This window comes from Leptospira gomenensis, from assembly GCF_004770155.1.
GTDB classification, from domain to species: domain Bacteria; phylum Spirochaetota; class Leptospiria; order Leptospirales; family Leptospiraceae; genus Leptospira; species Leptospira gomenensis.
In genome coordinates, this window is record NZ_RQFA01000080.1 from 55,315 (window position 1) to 73,357 (window position 18,043).

Annotated in this window: 14 protein-coding genes; 6 read left to right on the plus strand and 8 right to left on the minus strand. The window is 43.5% G+C overall.

Annotated elements, in window-relative coordinates:
• Positions 1–46 precede the first annotated feature (46 nt).
• The 4 genes from EHQ17_RS17775 (at position 47) to EHQ17_RS17790 (ending at position 4,490) form a co-directional block, all read left to right on the plus strand.
• On the plus strand, positions 47–976 hold the full coding sequence (locus EHQ17_RS17775) for a glycosyl hydrolase family 18 protein (RefSeq protein ID WP_135590990.1): 930 nt from the start codon (positions 47–49) through the stop codon (positions 974–976).
• Between the two features lie 177 nt (positions 977–1,153).
• A complete protein-coding gene (locus tag EHQ17_RS17780; protein ID WP_135736223.1) occupies positions 1,154–2,569 on the plus strand; it encodes a hypothetical protein in 1,416 nt (471 codons plus the stop codon).
• Positions 2,570–2,674: 105 nt separating this feature from the next.
• A complete protein-coding gene (locus EHQ17_RS17785) occupies positions 2,675–3,562 on the plus strand; it encodes a HindIII family type II restriction endonuclease (RefSeq protein ID WP_135736224.1) in 888 nt (295 codons plus the stop codon).
• A gap of 4 nt (positions 3,563–3,566) precedes the next feature.
• Positions 3,567–4,490, plus strand: coding sequence for a DNA-methyltransferase (locus EHQ17_RS17790; RefSeq protein WP_135593903.1), 924 nt, complete (start codon positions 3,567–3,569; stop codon positions 4,488–4,490).
• 157 nt (positions 4,491–4,647) lie between these two features.
• Here the strand turns inward: EHQ17_RS17790 and EHQ17_RS17795 are convergent, their stop codons facing one another.
• The 8 genes from EHQ17_RS17795 to EHQ17_RS17830 all read right to left on the minus strand — a co-directional run bounded on the left by EHQ17_RS17795 (position 4,648) and on the right by EHQ17_RS17830 (position 14,414).
• Positions 4,648–5,466 (minus strand): NADH-quinone oxidoreductase subunit B family protein, encoded by an 819-nt coding sequence (locus EHQ17_RS17795; protein WP_135736225.1) that lies wholly within the window; start codon positions 5,464–5,466, stop codon positions 4,648–4,650.
• Positions 5,463–6,872 carry a hydrogenase large subunit gene (locus EHQ17_RS17800; RefSeq protein WP_135593899.1) on the minus strand — a complete coding sequence of 470 codons (1,410 nt, stop codon included), beginning with the start codon at positions 6,870–6,872 and terminating at the stop codon, positions 5,463–5,465. The genes EHQ17_RS17795 and EHQ17_RS17800 overlap by 4 nt, the downstream gene beginning before the upstream one ends.
• Positions 6,873–8,081, minus strand: coding sequence for a proton-conducting transporter transmembrane domain-containing protein (locus EHQ17_RS17805; protein ID WP_135593897.1), 1,209 nt, complete (start codon positions 8,079–8,081; stop codon positions 6,873–6,875).
• Complete coding sequence (locus EHQ17_RS17810; protein WP_135593895.1) at positions 8,078–8,698, minus strand: formate hydrogenase; 621 nt, start codon at positions 8,696–8,698, stop codon at positions 8,078–8,080. Before EHQ17_RS17810 ends, EHQ17_RS17805 begins: the two co-directional genes overlap by 4 nt.
• A gap of 15 nt (positions 8,699–8,713) precedes the next feature.
• Positions 8,714–9,601, minus strand: a complete 888-nt coding sequence (locus EHQ17_RS17815) for an NADH-quinone oxidoreductase subunit H (RefSeq protein WP_135593893.1) — start codon at positions 9,599–9,601, stop codon at positions 8,714–8,716.
• Positions 9,568–11,289 carry a proton-conducting transporter transmembrane domain-containing protein gene (locus EHQ17_RS17820; protein ID WP_135593891.1) on the minus strand — a complete coding sequence of 574 codons (1,722 nt, stop codon included), beginning with the start codon at positions 11,287–11,289 and terminating at the stop codon, positions 9,568–9,570. The genes EHQ17_RS17815 and EHQ17_RS17820 overlap by 34 nt, the downstream gene beginning before the upstream one ends.
• A gap of 23 nt (positions 11,290–11,312) precedes the next feature.
• The gene (locus EHQ17_RS17825) at positions 11,313–13,289 is read right to left on the minus strand and encodes an alginate export family protein (RefSeq protein ID WP_135593889.1); all 1,977 of its coding nucleotides are present in this window, start codon (positions 13,287–13,289) and stop codon (positions 11,313–11,315) included.
• A gap of 156 nt (positions 13,290–13,445) precedes the next feature.
• Complete coding sequence (locus EHQ17_RS17830) at positions 13,446–14,414, minus strand: sodium-dependent bicarbonate transport family permease (protein WP_135593886.1); 969 nt, start codon at positions 14,412–14,414, stop codon at positions 13,446–13,448.
• A 585-nt stretch (positions 14,415–14,999) separates the two neighbouring features.
• On the opposite strand from EHQ17_RS17830, the gene EHQ17_RS17835 reads away from it, so the two are divergent.
• Both EHQ17_RS17835 and EHQ17_RS17840 read left to right on the plus strand, forming a co-directional pair.
• Positions 15,000–16,631 carry a helix-turn-helix domain-containing protein gene (locus tag EHQ17_RS17835; protein WP_135593883.1) on the plus strand — a complete coding sequence of 544 codons (1,632 nt, stop codon included), beginning with the start codon at positions 15,000–15,002 and terminating at the stop codon, positions 16,629–16,631.
• A 181-nt stretch (positions 16,632–16,812) separates the two neighbouring features.
• On the plus strand, positions 16,813–17,967 hold the full coding sequence (locus EHQ17_RS17840) for a FecR family protein (protein ID WP_135593881.1): 1,155 nt from the start codon (positions 16,813–16,815) through the stop codon (positions 17,965–17,967).
• Positions 17,968–18,043 lie beyond the last annotated feature (76 nt).

An 18,043-nucleotide genomic window follows, 5' to 3' on the forward strand; every position in this document is an offset into this window, starting at 1 on the left:
AATTTACGGCTTGTCTTAAATTCCGACCGTAAACAGTCTCTAAGACGTGTTACTTATCCGAATTCTTACCGTATCACTTCTGTTTGTCGGACATGTCCTCGATGCGGAATCGAACAGCGCCCTCTGGTATTACGCAATCGATACATCCGTAACAAAACCGCCCGATATACATATACGTAAGACTCTTTCTCGATCGCATACGCTTTGTTTTACGGGAAATTATATTCTTTCCGACGGTACGATCCGCTCTGTTTCCCTTTCGGAGGATTGGAAACATTTTGCTCGTTCCGAAGGAATTCGACTTCTGCCATTGATTACGAATCGTTCCGACAAACACGCTCATTTTTTAGAATCCGAAAAAGGAATAAAGATAGCGATTGATAACTTGATATTGTTATTAGATCGAAATCCGAGTTTCGACGGACTTCATTTCGATATCGAAACGATTCCTAAATCCTTTTTGCCGAACTACATTCGCTTTCTCAAAAATTTAAAATCCAAACTTCCGAAGGATAAAACTCTTACGGTCGCCGTATTTCCGCAGATCGAATTTCCGAATCCGAACTTTCGTCTTCATTCCTCGCTGCTCGATCAGGATTGGATCGACGAATTCGTTTTGATGAGTTACGATTTACATTCGCCGAAAACCGTTTCCGGTCCGGTGACGTCTCTTTCTTGGACAGAAAAAAATCTTAGATTTCTATCCGAAAGAATCCCTCCTTCCAAAATCTGGCTCGGTCTTCCGCTTTACGGTTATTTTTGGAAAACGAACGGCAAGGTTTCCGTTTTAACACAAGACTTCTTCCGCAAAAAAGCGGATCGCGAAAATTTTATGCGGAATTCGGACGGATATATCTCGTTTCATAACGAATCCGGAATCGGTTACATCGCCGATTTGGAAACATTAGAAAAATATAAACGACTTTCCGAAACGTTCGGAATCAAGGGAATCGCGTATTGGAGAATGGGATTCTGAAACGGGAAATTTAGACGCTTTCGGGAGGCGACGAATTCCCGATTTTACCGCGCTCTACTAATTGAATTTTACAATTTAATTTCCCGGTTTACAATTGGATTTGAACCCGACTTGAGACGTGTGTGTTTCGTTTGTTAAGCGAAGTAGCTCGCGTTTTATTTTCGGTTAGGAGAAACGATGCGGGACGTTGACGGCTATTTGGATCTTTATCTAAAAGAGAATATTCTACAATCGGAAACCATCCTCCGGATGAGACACGTCATCCGCGAATTCAGCGTCCGCGCCCCCAAGGTTCTCGTCACAAAATGTATCGACGGACGGGTTCACGGAAGCAAACTGAAAGGATATCCGGTAACCACGATCCGTTTCGGACGAACAGACGGAAATATCGTCTCCACCAATCTGAATAATTTCTGGTTTTGGAACCGTATCGATCGATTGATAAACGACGCGATTTGTAATACCCCAAACACTCCGGCACTTTTTATCGCTTATATGCACCGTTCCGATCTTCCCGGTTTGGGTTGTGCCGCTCATAACCACGACGATCAGGCCGCGCAAAAAGCGATTCGGGAACAAACCGAGGCGGTTCGCAAAATGTTTAGAAAGGACCGATTGTACGTCATGGAGGGAATCACTAACACCGATACGATGGCGGAAATTCTTATATTCGAGGACGGCAATCGACTTGATTCCGCGAAATTGATAAACGAATTCGGATTTTTACACCCTTCCGAAGTTTTTCATGACGACTTTCTCCGCCATCCGATCAAAGATCCTTCGACCGCAAGATTCGTGGGTTTTAAAACTCCCGAAGAACTTTTGAAAGAACCTTCTCTTCCTTTTTTCAACGATTTTCAAACCGCACTTTGTATGAAGTCTTATCTTCTCCGGGAAATCTCATCGGTGATCGTATCCGACGATTTCGGATCACAAAAAATATTTCGACAGGATCTTTTCCAAGCGATCGTCCGAAAACTTTTTTCGATACGGGATTTACCGCCGCTCCTTATCCCCGCTTTATCGTATCAAACGCTTTGGAATATTACATATTCATTATATCATAGACAAAAACTGGAACGACTCACCGAATCCGAACGATGGAAAATTCTCGATCATGCGGAGGAATTGATCTGCTACGGGGACGGCTTCGAACTTTTGCAGAGAAACAAAGCCATTCTCGTAAAAACCGGAAGAGGAAACGATACCGACGCTTTAAAAGTGGCGAAAAAAGTTTTGGAAAAAAATCGACAAAAACTTTCGGAAACGGGTCCGATCCTAGTTCACCTAAACGTGGAGATCTCGGGGGAATTATCCTCGTGGGAGGACATCAACGAGAACATCGCATCTAAGACGAACACGTTGCTGAGGAACCTAGACGAGGTTTTTCAGGATACGAAAACGGTCGTTCTTACGACCTATTCGTATCGGGATCAGAAACGTTTTTATCCGATCCATACGAAAAAGGACGCAAGGATCGCATATCCCGTGGATATTCTGGAAGGTATAAACTCGGACATACTGTTTTCGAGTATGGGCTTAAAGTCGAGAGAAGCGTTATACGCCACGGAAAGAATGGGGAAGGAATTTTAACGGATTCGACGGCGGCGATAATTTAAATGTGAAAGTCCTACTCTCGATATACCAAAAAAATATCGAATTGACATAAGCTCCCTCTAAATAAATAAAATTTATCGAATGAATTTCTTAGGACTAACCGCATTAATTAAAAAACTCTCCGCGTCTCAAAAATCAACTTTTGAAGAAAATAGTATTGTGATGCAAAAAACTATTTATGATATCAATAAGAAAGAATTTTTACCTATCTTAAAAGCAATCGGTACTATCCCAGAAAACATAGACCATGACTCTTCGGAGGAAAAATTATATTCGAAATGTACAGATATCGTTCTTTCTAAAACTTTCCAAGAACTAGGTCTCACAGCTATGATCAACAAAGAACGGTCAAACAATGCAGATATTTTTGGTAAAAGCCTATATCATCAATATAGTTACGTAGCAGACGCTAAATCTTTTCGATTAAGCCGTACAGCAAAAAATCCAAAGGATTTTAAGGTAAAATCGATGGCCGACTGGAAAGGCGATTGCGATTATGCTATCCTAGTATGTCCTTATTACCAATATCCTAAATCAAATAGCCAAATATATGGACAGGCCCTTGATGGAAATGTTTGCTTGTTAAGTTGGGAGCATTTAGCTTTCTTGATGGAGCATGAAATTAAAGAATCTAAAGACCTAAATCTAGCAAACATTTGGAATTTTAGCGACACTTTGGCTTCAATGGTCACAGTCAAAAACAAAGATAAAAACATGAATTTCCACACCAAAGGAAATGAAATTATTTGTAAAACTATAGGAAAATCCATAGACCAGCTTCTAAATTCTTTAGAAAAAAATAAGAAACTAATTGTAGAGAGGGGCCAAGAAGGAATAACATTTTGGGAGAAACGAATTGAAAAAATCAAAAATTACAGTAAAGAAAAAGCGATTTCGGAATTAATTTCCTCTATGAAAATTTATGAGAAAATCTCATCTATAAAAAAATATATCGATTCCTTGGTTTAATTAAATGGAAGATTTCATAAATAAAATACACTTAGGGGATTCGATCAATTTTCTTAAGTCATTTCCAAAGAATTCAATTCATTTAATTCTTAGTGATATCCCTTATGGAATCGGTTTCGAAGATTGGGATGTCTTACACAACAACACTAATTCTGCTTATTTAGGCTCCAGTCCCGCCCAAGAAAAAGCCGGTGCAATATTCAAAAAAAGAGGAAAACCTTTAAATGGATGGTCGGAAGCCGACCGTCAAATCCCGATCCAATATTATCAGTGGTGTCTAAAATGGGCGCCGACATGGTATGATATTCTAAAGCCGGGTGGTTCAGCTATCATATTTGCAGGTAGAAGATTGGCTCATCGCGCAATATCTGCACTTGAAGATTCCGGGTTTACGTACAAGGATATGTTAAGTTGGAATAAGGAAAAGGCCCCGCACCGAGCACAGAGATTAAGTATTATATACGATAAAAGAGGAGATAAGCGTGCTGCCAAATCATGGGATGGATGGAAAGTTGGAAATCTTCGTCCGATTTTCGAACCCATACTTTGGTTTTCAAAACCTTACAAGATAGGAGGAACTATTGCAGATAATGTTTTAAATAATGGAGTGGGCGCTTTTAATGAAAAAGCGATTTCAAAGTATAAATTAACACCGGATAATATTGTTAATATCAGCTCTACTAATACAGATATAGGTTTACATCCTGCTCAAAAACCGTTAAAGCTAATGCAATTCTTAATCGAACTAACAACTAAGGAAAACCAATTAGTCTTAGATCCGTTCGCAGGTAGTGGAACTACCTGCGTAGCCGCAAACTTATTGAATAGAAAATATATAGGTATCGAGTCGGAAAAAAAATTTTATAAAATTGCTTCTGATAGATTATCAAATTTAAAAAAAGAAAAAGAATATTCGCTATTTAATTAGTTTTACAGATTTAATCTGAAGAATTTTTTATATTCACTTAATACTTTTAAGAAATAAAAATTTTTCCTAAACGAAAATCGGGATCCTTCGTTAGTAATCCCCTTCCTATTTTTCGATTCTTCTTTCGAATAGGAAGGGTTCATAGTCTAAAACAATTTTATTTTTTTCTAATATTCTGAACAAACTTGGATAATTCGGCGCGAAAGGAAAACTCACCGATTCCCATCAGATAACGGAACGCCGAAACAATCACATCGGGACGCGGAGGATCTCCTCCTATGAAAAGATCGGGTTCTTTAGGTAATTTTCCGAGTTTAAAAAGCCCTCCTGAAATCGCTTCCGAGCCGCAGGCTACAAGCGCTTTGGGAGAAGGTATCGTTTCCCAAGCGGTATCCAAAGGCCCTTCCATATTCGGACCGACCGGTCCGGAATAAACGAGCGCGTCCGCGTGTTTCGGAGAAGCCACCACCCGAATTCCGCTCGCCTCACTGTCGAATAAAGCGTTGAAGCTCGCGTTGATTTCAGCCTCGGTCGTATTGTTTCCGCTAGCCGCGACTTCCCGAAATTGAAACCCGGTATTTCGGGTAACGTCTCTAAAGAGTTTTACCTCATCGGTAATCGGTTCCGTTCTTTCGTCCGGAATTCCCGAGGTATACGTTACGCGTAACGTGTCGCGATCCGTGGAATAAACGTGGACAAAGCCGGAATCGACTATCTTTCCATCCGAACATATCTCCGAACACTTTCCGCACTGAAGACAGGCTCCGTAATCGAAACTCATCTTATCTTTAGAAAGAACTTTCAAAGAATGCGTGGGACAAATCTGTTCGCAAGATTTGCAGGAAAGGCAGGATTCGTCCGAAGCCACCACCGGGACGGGAATTCCCCGTGCGTTCGGATTTACGAAGGAAATTTTCCGGTAGTTCATCGTTTTTGCGGGACGAAGTATATTCAAAATTTCATATATCATTTTCATAGATCCACTCCTACGTAACTTAGGTTGAAGGATTTATTGTTCAAAGGAAAATCTCCAATATATTCTCCCCGAACCGCCAGCTCGAGCGCGTGCCAGTTAAGAACGGAGGGATCTCTGATATAGGCCTCTTCGATCGAACCTTCCGAATCCAAATCGAGAGAAACCAAAACCGGTCCTCTCCATCCCTCGACCGCCGAATAATACGTCCCTTTTTTTACGGATGATTTTGCGGGCGATTTTCGTAATTTGGGATGAAGCGCGGCTTCCAATTTCGGAATCGCCTCCAACAACCACTTACCGCTTCTTTTTAATTCTTCGTAACGAAGATAAAACCTCGCCCACGCGTCCCCCCGCATCTGATCGCGGTTTAATTCGAGGGAAATCGGAGAAGAAAACGCATAAGATTTTTCTAAATTACGTAGGTCACGATTGAGGCCAGTACACTTTTCAGCCATTCCGACGAATCCCAAATGACGAACCTGTCTTTGACGAATCACGCCGCAAGACTGAAGTCTTTCCCGATTCGTTGAAGTGTTTGCCGCTCGTTCGAAATGAGAAACGACGTCCTCAACGACTGATCGGATTCTTTCGGAAAGCTCCATTAGTTTTTCGGAATTTAGGTTCTTACGTAAAAAAACCTTTCCGGGAAGTAAGGCTCCGCGCCCGAAACGATTTCCGGTCAATGTTTCCATCACGCCGAGGGGAACCCCTCTTTGCAGCGAACACACGCCCTGCAACGGATAATATCCGATATCTCCGGCGATCGCTCCCATATCGCCGATATGTGTCGCGATCCTTTCCAACTCAAGCAACACAAGTCTTGCGAAATCCAATTCTTGCGGAATTTCTATCCCGTGGGCTTCTTCAAAAATTCTTGAGAAAACGATTCCGTAAGCGACCGTACTATCTCCTGAGATCGCCTCAGCATACGGAAGAGATTCGTCCGCACCTTTTCCTTTGATAAGATCGATCAATCCTCGTTTTTGAAATCCTAGTCTGATGTCCAAATTTCGGATCTCCTCACCCTTCACTATAAAACGGAAATGACCCGGCTCGATTACACCCGCATGAATCGGACCGACGGCGTGCGAATAGTGACTTGCAGGAATCGGTACCTTTAATCCCTTATATACTAAATCCTTAATGCCTTTTTTGGTTACGAATTTTTCGAGATCGGTTTTGCGGTCGGCGGTGATATATTTTTCGAAATCGTAGGACGAGTAATCCTCTTCGCCCTGATCCGATCCGAGGGAATGCCTCAAAATCCAGATTGGATTGGCGGTATCTTCATACGCATCCTTTTCGGAATATTCCACGACTTCCCGTTCGACTCCGTCGTTCGAAAGCCAAAACCGGTGGTAGCCTTTTTTACCCTTTCTCGGATACAAACCCGTTACGCTACGCATTCAAAATTCTCCTTGAAGCATATGATAAAAACCCCATATTCCTAAACCCAAAACCAACAAAAAAAGTAAAAGTGAGTTGGTAAGTCGTATTTGCAACGTTGCGGCGAACTCCTTCGAAAACGGACGATCCTGCAGATTGAAAAGAGGAACCGTCTTGTAAAGAAGCACGCTGAAAAACAAAAGTCCTAAAATGGGAACCACGATTACGAACCATTGTCCTTGATTCCAACCCATCTTTAACAACAATAAGTCGTTCACGAAAATGGGAGAACCCGGAAGAACGAAAGCGAGAAATAACGATGCGGTATAAAGAGACAGCGCTTTTTTATTGATCGAATCCGAAAGGAAAATTTTACTTAACTCTCGTTTGCCGGCGTCCATCCTTACGATTCCCATGGAAAGAAACAGAACCGATTTCAACACTATATTGCCGGCCATTACGAAATTGAAGACCGAATCCGGAAGATCCATCCAAAGAAAAATACCGATCGCGCCGCTATGAAACAACGCGACCTTTGCCGTCATCATTCTCAAATCGTTTCTTTGATAAAGGGCGACGATACTTTGAAGCATCGTCACGATTCCTAAGATCAACAATCCATCGGCCGCGCTGAAAGTAGTGGGATACAACTGATGATCCATATGTATGAATGGACGAAGCGCATAACTTACCGCGACCGGAACAAAGGCGGCAATCAACGCGGAGATTTGACTCGGACTTTCTCCATAGGTATCCACCACCCAGACGTGATTCGGAAAAAGTCCCAACTTCGCTGAATATCCGAAAATCGCAAGCCAGAGCCCGATTTCGATCCATAGATTTTCCGGATGTTCGGACAACTTACCGGCCAAAACCTCGACCGGATGATCGATGCCGTGTAACGTGGCGGTGACGATGACGATTCCCAAAAACGCGATTCCGAGTCCGAAGGAATTAATCAAAAGAAATTTCCATGCGATCGGAAACGACTTCGACGTTTTACTGGAAGAAACGAGTAACGCACCGGTAAACGTCGTCGCTTCGATAAGGACCCATTGAAGACCGAAACCGTCCAGGTTCCAAGCCGAAAAAGTCAACAAGGTGAAAACGATCATCATCACCGACCACATCGCGATCTGCTTTTGACCTTTTGTAGGGGCGAGTATGTATGCGAGAAGAATCAGAAACATAACAGCCGCTCCGATTCCGTTTAATACGAGAAGATTCACGCGGAGGCCTCCTCTTTTTCGTTTTCGGAAGAACCTTCCATGCTTATCCTAAGAGTCGCGGCGGCACCGATGATGAAAACTGCGTCCAAAAAGGATCCGAATTCTATTCCCAAAGGAAGTTCGGTTCTCAAAATCTGCGTCAGTAAAAACGTCCCGTTTTCGAATACCGCAAACGAAGAAATGACCCCGACCCAATGTCTTCGGACCACGAAGCCGACCATTCCGACATATAACAGAAGAAAGGTGTAAAGGAAAGACATTTGATTCACTTCACCAAAACGAAATTTAGTAAATCCTAATATAATAAAACCTACGATTCCGCCGATGATCAACAACGCGAAAGTGGGGATATAACCCACGCGCGGAAACGTTGATTCCACAGAGTTCGTCCTCCGTGCCGTCCAAAAAAGGATCCAAGGAGTGAGTAAGACCTTAAAAAGAACGATCATACCCGCCAAAAAGAGACTGTGCGTTCCGTAACCTCCGTCTTCGAACAAAGGAACGAGCAGAAAACCGCTTTGAAACGCAAGAAGTAACACGAGTCGTTTGAGTCTGTTTTCCAAGAGAATCACGACTCCGATTAAAAGAAGAATTAGATAACTGAATTCTGTTCCCATAAATTTTCCTCGGGATCAACCCAATTTGAGAAGAATACCCAGAAAGAGCATGAAGATGAAGTTCAAACCGAGCAACTCTGGAACCCAAAGCCATTTCCTACGCGTGCTGTTCGCTTCGATATATCCGACACAAACCGAGACGAATAACGCGCCTAAGACGGAAACGATGTCGAGCCAGTAGTGAGGAATGGATCTGCTCAGAAAAAATTCACCGTGATACACTCCCATTTTTGCGACGAAAAGGAACAACGAGCTCGTCTTGAGCTGTTGCGCCAATTCGAAAAGGGCTCTTCTGCTTCCCGATGCCTCCAAAAGCATGGCTTCGTGGACCATAGTCAGTTCGAGGTGGGTTCTCGGATCGTCAAACGGCGGTTTGGCGAGTTCGGCGAGAATTACGAGCGAAGTTCCCAGTAGAAAAAGTCCTCCGAAAGCAAGGCTCGCAAAATTGGCGTTAAATACGAGATGCGATTCGAAAACCACAAGAACCAAGATCATGATCGGCTCGCAAAACACGTAAAGAATAACTTCCCGCGCCGCACCCATTCCCGCAAAGGAGGTTCCGTTTTCCACGGAGTAAGCCAACAGCGCGAATCTCATGATTCCGATCAAAAAAGGTATGAGAAGAAAAGATCCCCATTCGAAACTCGCCAGACTCCAAACTACGACTCCCGCCAAACACGCAATCAACGGCGACGCTTCGGTGAAAAATCCCGAAAAAGGTCCGTCCACAGGTTTTTTCCGGATCATTCTCCAAGTATCGTAGAGGATCTGTAAAACGGGCGCACCGACTCTTCCTTGGGCGTAAGATCGTATCTTTTGAACCAAACCTCCGCATAAAAACGGAAGCAGCAAGAATGAAACAATCCGTATCACTGGGTCAATGTATTTAAGAATAATTTCCATAAATCTCCTTCTGCCAATTTCAGACCGATAATCACGAACAAAAGAATCACGACCGTAACCGAGGAGAAGGCGAGATTGATGGAAATCGTATCCTCGTCCGATTCGTTGACGCTCGTTTTGAAAGTATCCAATAATTTTATAATACTCTTAAGTATTCCTTCGTCCAATCGGGAATTACCGTGTGAATCGGTGAAATACCTTCCCAAAGAGGGAAAGAGAGGATCGGATATTCCGTCGGAAGGAATCGCGGCGTCGGCGCCGCCGTAGTTTCCTCCGCAATCCCATAGTTTTCGTTTGGAAATTTTCGTTCTTAATCCGAGTGCCCCTACAAGAACGGCCATTCCCAAACCGACGAAATTTACGATCGCAAGTCCTTTATACCAATTTTCATCCAACCATTCCTTTTTCGGGGAATAGTAGAGCGTATATGCGGAAATTCCTAAAGAGATAAGAAAGATCAAAATTCCACAAGCGGCTAACGCGTAATAGACGGAACGAGGTGCTTTATTTTCTGGCCAATCAATCCTCGGCCTGGATAGAACCATCCCGAGAAAAATCCGCAAATGTCCCGCGGCACCGAGCACCAATCCGGAAGAAACCAGGATCAAAAGCGGTAAAATGAGAATCGCGCTTTGTCCCGGAATTTCCAGAACACCGGCGACTAACTTGACAAAGGTGGCTTCCGAGATGAATCCGGTCGTACCCGGAATCGCGAGAAAGCTGATCGTTCCTAAACTCAACAAGGAGGTCGGAATTCCGGAAATCCTTCCAACTCCGGTGTTTTGATCCACGTTGGATGAACCGGACAATTTGGTAAGATATCCGATGGACAAAAATTGGAACGTTTTGCTCACACTGTGATGGATCAGAGAAAGAAAGAAAAGAAAGGAAAACGATCGGCTTAAAACGCGGAGGCTTTCCGATTCGTGATCCTTCCACAACGCGGAAAGCAGAATACAAAGAAAAAGAAAATTCATATTTTCCACGGTGCTGTAAGCGATCGCCTTTTTTGCATCCCTGGAAAACAAAGAAGAAAGCCCCGCCCAAAGAACTCCGAAGCCAGCCATTGGTATTAGAATTTTAATATATACTGTTTCTCCTAACCAAGGCGCCACCAGTTGATGAAAAAGAATCAAGGGTAAGTTGACCAATATTCCCGAATAAGCCGCGGAAGCGTGCGCCGGAGATCCGGAATGCGCCTCGGGAAGCCAAAAATGAAATCCGAAAAACGCGGCTTTCACCAAAAGCCCCGCGACTAGAAAGTAATTTCCGAATTCACCTTCCGGAGAATAAATCCAATAGGTAAAACAAAAAGCGCCGACTCCGCCCGCAACGACCAAAGCGATAAAACTTCTGATCGAGTTCGGAGTCCACTTTCCTCCTTGATACAAAAGAAAAGCGCTTACCGTGGATAATTCCCAAAACAGAATGAGCCATAAAGTCTTCCCCACCAAATAACAAAGTCCGGTGCTCAGGAAAAAAACCGAGTATCCCAAAAGCACCGTGGCTTTCTTACGATGTTCGTAACCGTAAACGTAAATCGCGATGACGGTTCCCAAGACGGCTTGTAAGGTAAGACCGATGAATACGGCCGAATCCTGTCCGAAAAAATTCTTACCGAGCACCTTTGCAGCTAAGAAAGGTGCGATAAGGGATATTGCTACTATCAAATACGATAGAATGATCATCGGCCGATCAAGCCTCCTTTGTTTTATAAAGCGGCATTCACTTGAAGAAAGAATACGCTCGCGTTATTTGCGGAAGTGTGTTGTTTCATAAACGCTGCCGGATTCAACTCGAATTGATGTTTCGTTGCGTCGTAAAGTAACGGGCTGTTCCGATAATTTCGAACGGAGTTTCCCGCCACAAGAAATCCCGCACCGGTCCAAACAGAAACGTTTTCGTTGATCTGAAACATCCAAGTCAGATCCAATTCGTTGTAGATATTTCTTCCCAAAGAATACGGTTGAGTGAACGCGTTACCCGAATAATTTTCGCTCGAACCCGAAGCGACCGTCTGATTCGCGGCGTTGACGGAAGTCGCGACCGGAGAAGACAACGCGGAACCCGCTAAAGAATTCGCTCCCCCGTTGATAGCATACCAAGCGTCGTTTTTCTGCGCTTTGTCGTTGATGATATAAGCGATTTGAAACGTACCCCATTTACCGCTTTTATACGTGATGTTCGCGTTCCAAGAGCTGAGGTTTTTGGTATCGATATTTTCGGAAAGACCGGCCACGTTGTTCCAATAAGGAATCACACCGAAACGCGGATTTACGAGAGTTTGAAACGTCGAGGAACTACCGTCCGCACGATTGTTATCGCCGGAAGAATAGGTATATTGTGCGCCGATTCGAAGTTTTTCGGCGAACGTATAACCCGTCTGAACGACGTGGAACCGTCCCGAATACTTAACCCTTTCCGTTCTCGTATCGGCGAGTTTTATGCCGTCGATCGTTCCCGGCACGTCGCTTCCCAGAAACGTTTTATGAATTCTCTGTCCGGTATAACCGTTTTGCCACGCGCTTTCGATCGTCCAATCCCAAGCCTTACCTTCGGGAAGATTGTTTTTGTTAGTCCGATTTGTTAAACGAAATCCGTTGGTGTAAAGTTCGTCGTTCTGACGTTTACGATGAGTCGCAAGAACGTCGTCCGCGGTGCTGATCGGAGTCGAATTGGGAATCCATTTCTTCACTACATCGATGTTATAAACGTCGAGCGTAACTTCGTTCAAAATATTAAACGAATTATAAGTACCGAATAACGTAGTATCCGATTGTGAAGCGGAAGGATTCGTATTCCCCGGAGTGGAATTCACCTTAGGGTCGTTAGCCGATAAAACGCCGTTGACTCCGCTTTGAGTCCAATACGGCCTCGCCGCAAAAAAGTGAGAACTGAATTTATCGAAGTCGAACATCAAACGCGCACCGTCGTAGGAAAGGCCGTTGATGGTCCAATTTGCTCCGCCTAGCATCCTTTGATCCCCGTATGCCCAAATCTGTCTACCGATCTGAACCTTAGCGTCCAGCGGAAGTTTTTTGATCATCACGAAGGCTTCGCGTATGCTCGTGTTGTTCGGCGCGATCGAATTAGTCTGTTTTCCCGGAGTATTCGGATCGGAACTCAAGGTCGGAGTATTACTGAAAAAACCGGAACGGATATCCCCGACATTCGCGGGCGATTCCCCACCCCAAACCCTCGTATCCTGAACCGTAACCTTAAACGTTACGTACGGACTCGGATCGATCAAAAAGTAAAACGCGGAAGTCTGCATCACGCGGTCCGTATATGCGTGGTTGGAGGAGTCGAAATTCAGGTTGTTTCTGGATTCGTATCTAGGTCGTAAATAGAACCCGAGTTTGATCCAATCGTTGACCCAAAGTTTATTCGAATACCGATTCACCGTTTTCGAAAGTTCGGGTTCGATGAACATGTGTCGATTGAATTCGGGGTTTATTCCTCCCTTTTTCATAGGGGAAACGTAATTGTCCAAATCTTCCGGTTTGGATTCCGATGTAGCCGTCTGCGTTTCGGTGGCAGATGCGGGTTTCGTTTTTGCGGAAGAAGGTGAAACTTCCGTAACGCCGGATTTGGTTTCCATTTGTGTCTGGGCGACAAGGCCGAAGGAGGAAAAGAAAACGAACAGAATGAAAGCTATTTTTATAAGTTGTTTATTGGTAGAGGTCATACAAGTTTACTCTTTCTTTATATTTAAAAAAGATAATATCCGAACTTTCGAAATCCGAGTCGTTTTTTTAGAAAAAAATTCTTGATGAGTTCGAAAATCCTTTCCGTAAACTTTTCTCCGGCCGAATCGGAAAAACGAAACGTCCGGAAAAACTTTTTAGAAAACGGTTACTAAGTAATAGTAAAGCGGAATTCCCGCTACGATATTGATCGGAAACACGATCGAAAGCGCCACGGTCAGATAAACGCTTGGATTCGCCTCGGGAATCATATCTTTCATTGCCGCCGGAACGGCGATGTAGGAAGCGGAAGCGCAGAGAACGACGAACATCAGGGCGTCACCGACCGGCATTCCTATGATTTTCGTAAGAGCCAAACCGATACCGGCGTTTAAGATCATAAGGCCTATGGAGGCGGCAATGAGAAAAAATCCGACGTGAGTCAGTTCTTTAAAACGCCGCGCTGCAGAAATCCCCATATCTAAAAGGAAGAACGTTAAAATTCCCTTAAATAGGTCGTCGGCGAAAACCTTTTCCGCCTTCCAACCGGAGTCGCCCGTAATATAACCCACAAGCAGGGCGCCGACCAAAAGGTAAATGGACGAACCGAAAAGCGCTTCATGAAATAAGGCCTTCCAATTGATCGCACCGCCGCCGTTCGCCTTGTTCTTGTTTAAACGATCCAAGATTACGGCAATTACGATCGCGGGAGATTCCATCAAAGCCATACCGGCTACGATAAAACCTCCGTATTCGATACCGAGATTATGGAGAAAGGCGCCCGCAGTCACAAACGTAACCGCGCTGATCGAACCGAAAGAACCCGCCAACGCCGCGGCGTTGTGTTTGTCCAATTTGATCTTTAGTACGAAATACGCGTAAATCGGAACGATAAACGCCATGATCGAACACGCGATCAAAGTAAAAAGGTGTTCTTGGCTGAACGCGGTCCGAGACAATTCGTGCCCGCCTTTGAAGCCGATTGCAAAAAGCAGATACATCGAAAAGAATTTGGACAACGATTCCGGGATTACCAGATCCGATTTGAAGAAAACGACTCCCATTCCCAAAAAGAAAAAGAGCACCGGGGGGTTTAGCACATTCTCTAAAATTGCGTGCAAATCCATAGTAGCTGACTCCACGATTCGGAGATTTCGAATTCGCCTGAAAGGTTATGACGAATCCCGCGAATCTAAATTTGTAAAGGAATGAAAGAACTTTGAAACCTATTCAGTGAATCCCCTACTGAGGGAATAGACTTTCCAGGATTATAAAATTGGACAACCATTTTTCGAAAAACTGCTCTTTCTCGAGATTTTACGTTTCGATCCTAAATCGGAATCGGAGGGACATAAGATTCCGAGGAAAGGGTGAAAGAACTGCGTTTTCATTTTTCCGCAAATGCTTAAATTCTCTATGATTATCGTATTTATTGAAAGAATTGCCTACGATCTAAACCGGAAAAAGCGGGGTTTTTCGAAATCGTCACGGTGGTGATTCAGAGGTTTCAAGTGTCTAACTTTATAAAATTGGAAAAATAAAATCGCTTGTGCTTTCTCCAAAAAGGAGTTTAGATTTTTAGCCGAATCCGAACGTAAAAAACTAAATTTGCTTTCGAGGCGGGGATAAAATCATTGTCGCAAAACAAAGATGATTTCGATTCTAAAAGCTCACAGAACGTTCCCTAAAAAGAAAAAGGAAGAAAAAGCGAAATGAGACAAAAACTAATTTTCTCCGCTAACTCGTTTCTGATTATCTTCGGATTTTTGGGTTCGTTTTCATCCGTTTTTTCTCATCCCGATTCGGTTCTCATCGATCGCGACACTTCAACGCAAAATATCAGTTCTTTGATCGAGTATCGATATCGAGGACAACAATTCGCCGGTTGCTCCCCGGAGCACATTGCAGGTTTGGAGGATTTGGAATGGCATCCCACTTCCGGTAGTATTCTTCGGGTAAAAAGGACTCCATTCGGAAATTGGCTTCGTTTTAGCGTTCGAAATTCCCAGGAAAGCGCTCAAAGCAGAATTCTTTTGCTCGGTTGGTTGAACGTGCCCGATACACAACTTTGTTTTTTCGATAAACGAGGGAAGTTCGTTTCCGAAAATTCCGGTTATTCGAACGCATCCGGGGAGGAAAAAATTCTAACGTCTCTTCCTCATTTTAAAATCGATTTAGAAGCCAAGGAAAATAGAATCTACTATCTTTTCGTCGTTTCCAACGAGGACATAAATTATAGAATTCAAATTATGGGAACGGAGGAATACGAACGGCACAAACGCCTCCGATCGATTATCCCGTATTCGATTATAGGATTGGTTTCCATCGCGGTTTTTTATTCGTTTTTCGGTTATTATCGATTTAATAGTTCCGTCTTTTTCGCTTTCCCCGCTTACCTAATATCTATGTTAATGACGTTTTATTTTCTCCACGGAAAAACCTTCGCCGAAATCGCAGGCAACACGAACAATCTTTTCCGTCATAGTTATTTTTTATTCCTATCGATCTCGCATATATTCTATTTTCTTTATCTATTTACCGTGGATAAGGCCAATCAAAAAAGGATTTATCGCTCTATGTTCTTCTGGATCGCAGCGGCCATCGGAGTCCTTTACGCTTTGATTCCGCTTGTTCCTTCCTGGTACGAACACAGAATCCTTCTTTTAGTCGCGACGGTCGGAGTTTCCCTTTATTTTTTCGTGCGAGTTCATTATCAACTTTTCGGTCCTAACTCGCCGATCGGTCTGATTTATACCGCTTCTTGGACGGCGTTTTTGTTTTTAGATATATACAAAACCATCTTTCATTTCGATTTTTATCCGTTCAACGCGTTCTCCGTTTTCGGAGTCGTTCTTTTTTTACCGTTTCATTCGATTCTAACGAGCTTTTCCCTGAACGAGTTTTTCGGTAAAAGGAAAATACAGGAAACGGAAGAAAAAGAAGCCGCTTCACAAACGCGAAAATCCACGATCGGTTCCTTGAACGTTTCGGAGATCGTACAAAATATTAAGAATTTATTGGAGAAGAACAAGGTATATCTGCAAAAATCCCTTAAGGAAGAAAACGTAGCAAAGGAACTGGGGTTGAGTCTTCATCAACTTTCCGAAATCATCAACGTCGAATTCGGCAGCAACTTTCCTTCCCTTATCAATCAGTACAGGATCGAAGAAGCGAAAAAACTTCTCCTCGATCATCCGGAGGAAACGACCGCGGAAATCGGCGGAAGAGCGGGATTCAGTTCCAAATCCTCGTTTTATATGGAATTCAAAAAAATCACCGGAACCAATCCGAACGCGTTCAGAAGAAAAAAGACAAAAAGTGAAAGCGCATTCGGCGAACGTTAAATTGCGGAAGGAATACCGAAATCGATCGGGGAACAAATTTTCGAACGCGACCAAGAGGGAATTTTCCGTGTAAGTTTTCTTTTTCGTAAATAAAATATATACAAACGGAAAAATTTTCCTTTCTAATTTGTTATTGGATTAAACATCTTCTCAATTTCTATATCACTACCCGGAAAAAAAAATGAGACGCAATTTCTTTATCTGCTTAACGTTTATCGTTTTGACCAGCAATTCTTGTCGTTTTATCTCCTCGTTTCTAAACCAGGAAAATCAGACTCCCCCGGGTGTCGTAGTCATCTTTCAAAACGGTGAAATCGAAATTCTTCGAGAAGATAAAAAGATTCAAAGTAAACCCGGGTTGGTCTTAAAACAAAACGACGTGATCACCACCCGTTCGGGTTCCCTCGACGTTCAAACCTCTTCGGGAGACGTGGTGCGGATCAAATCCTTCAGTAAAGTAACGATCAAAAGTATTCTCACCGGCGCAAAACCGGACGTGAACTTATATACACAAGCCGGTTCCTTATTGATAAAGACGAATAAGTTGAAGTCCGAAAGTTCTTTCTCGATCTCCACTCCGACCGCGGTGGCCGGAGTCCGCGGAACTACGTTCGCTTTCGAATTAACGGACGGTCAACCTCCGAAGGTGAAAGTTTACGAGGGCGCGGTCGCCATTTCCTTCCGAATTCCCAAGGAAATTATCGAAAACAGCAAAGCGATGGACAAGGAATTATATAAGGAATTCGTAACATTCCTTGAATCAAACGAAGTGGTTTTGGAAAACGGGGAGGAATCCTACGTTAAACCTAGCCTCGACGAAATGATCCAACTCGTGATCACCAGAATCGAAGAGAATAAGGACATTTCCAAAGAATTCGAAACCCTCAAAAAGGCCGAAAAGGAGGATTTCGGAAAGCGAAACTTCGAAAATACTCCGCAAGAGGATGCCGAATTGGAGACTCTCGTAGCGGCTAACAACGATTTAGTGAAACAGGCCGTGGATAAAAACGGATCCGAAAACTTGAAAGCGGGCGAGACTTCCGATATTTCCTCGGAAATCGAAAAGGATCATTCCTCAAAGTTGGATCTGGCTTTGGATCGGATCGAATCGAACGCCGAGGCGAACGAACTAAAGAGTGAGACGAAAATCCGGGAATACTATAACGTCCTAGAAATCATCGTTCAATCCGACGGAAAAAAAATGTCGGGAGCCATCGTGACTCAGATAGGCGATAAGCTGATCGTACATACTCCTTCCGGAGTGGTTCGCCTGAATAAAAAGGATGTGGAATACGTGGATTACCAGACTTTCGAAATTAAAACGAAAGCGAAATAATTCGAACGGATTTTACCGTTAAGAAACCGTTTTTACTTTGATCTCCGGAAACCGATTTTTCAGTCTGTCTGCAAGA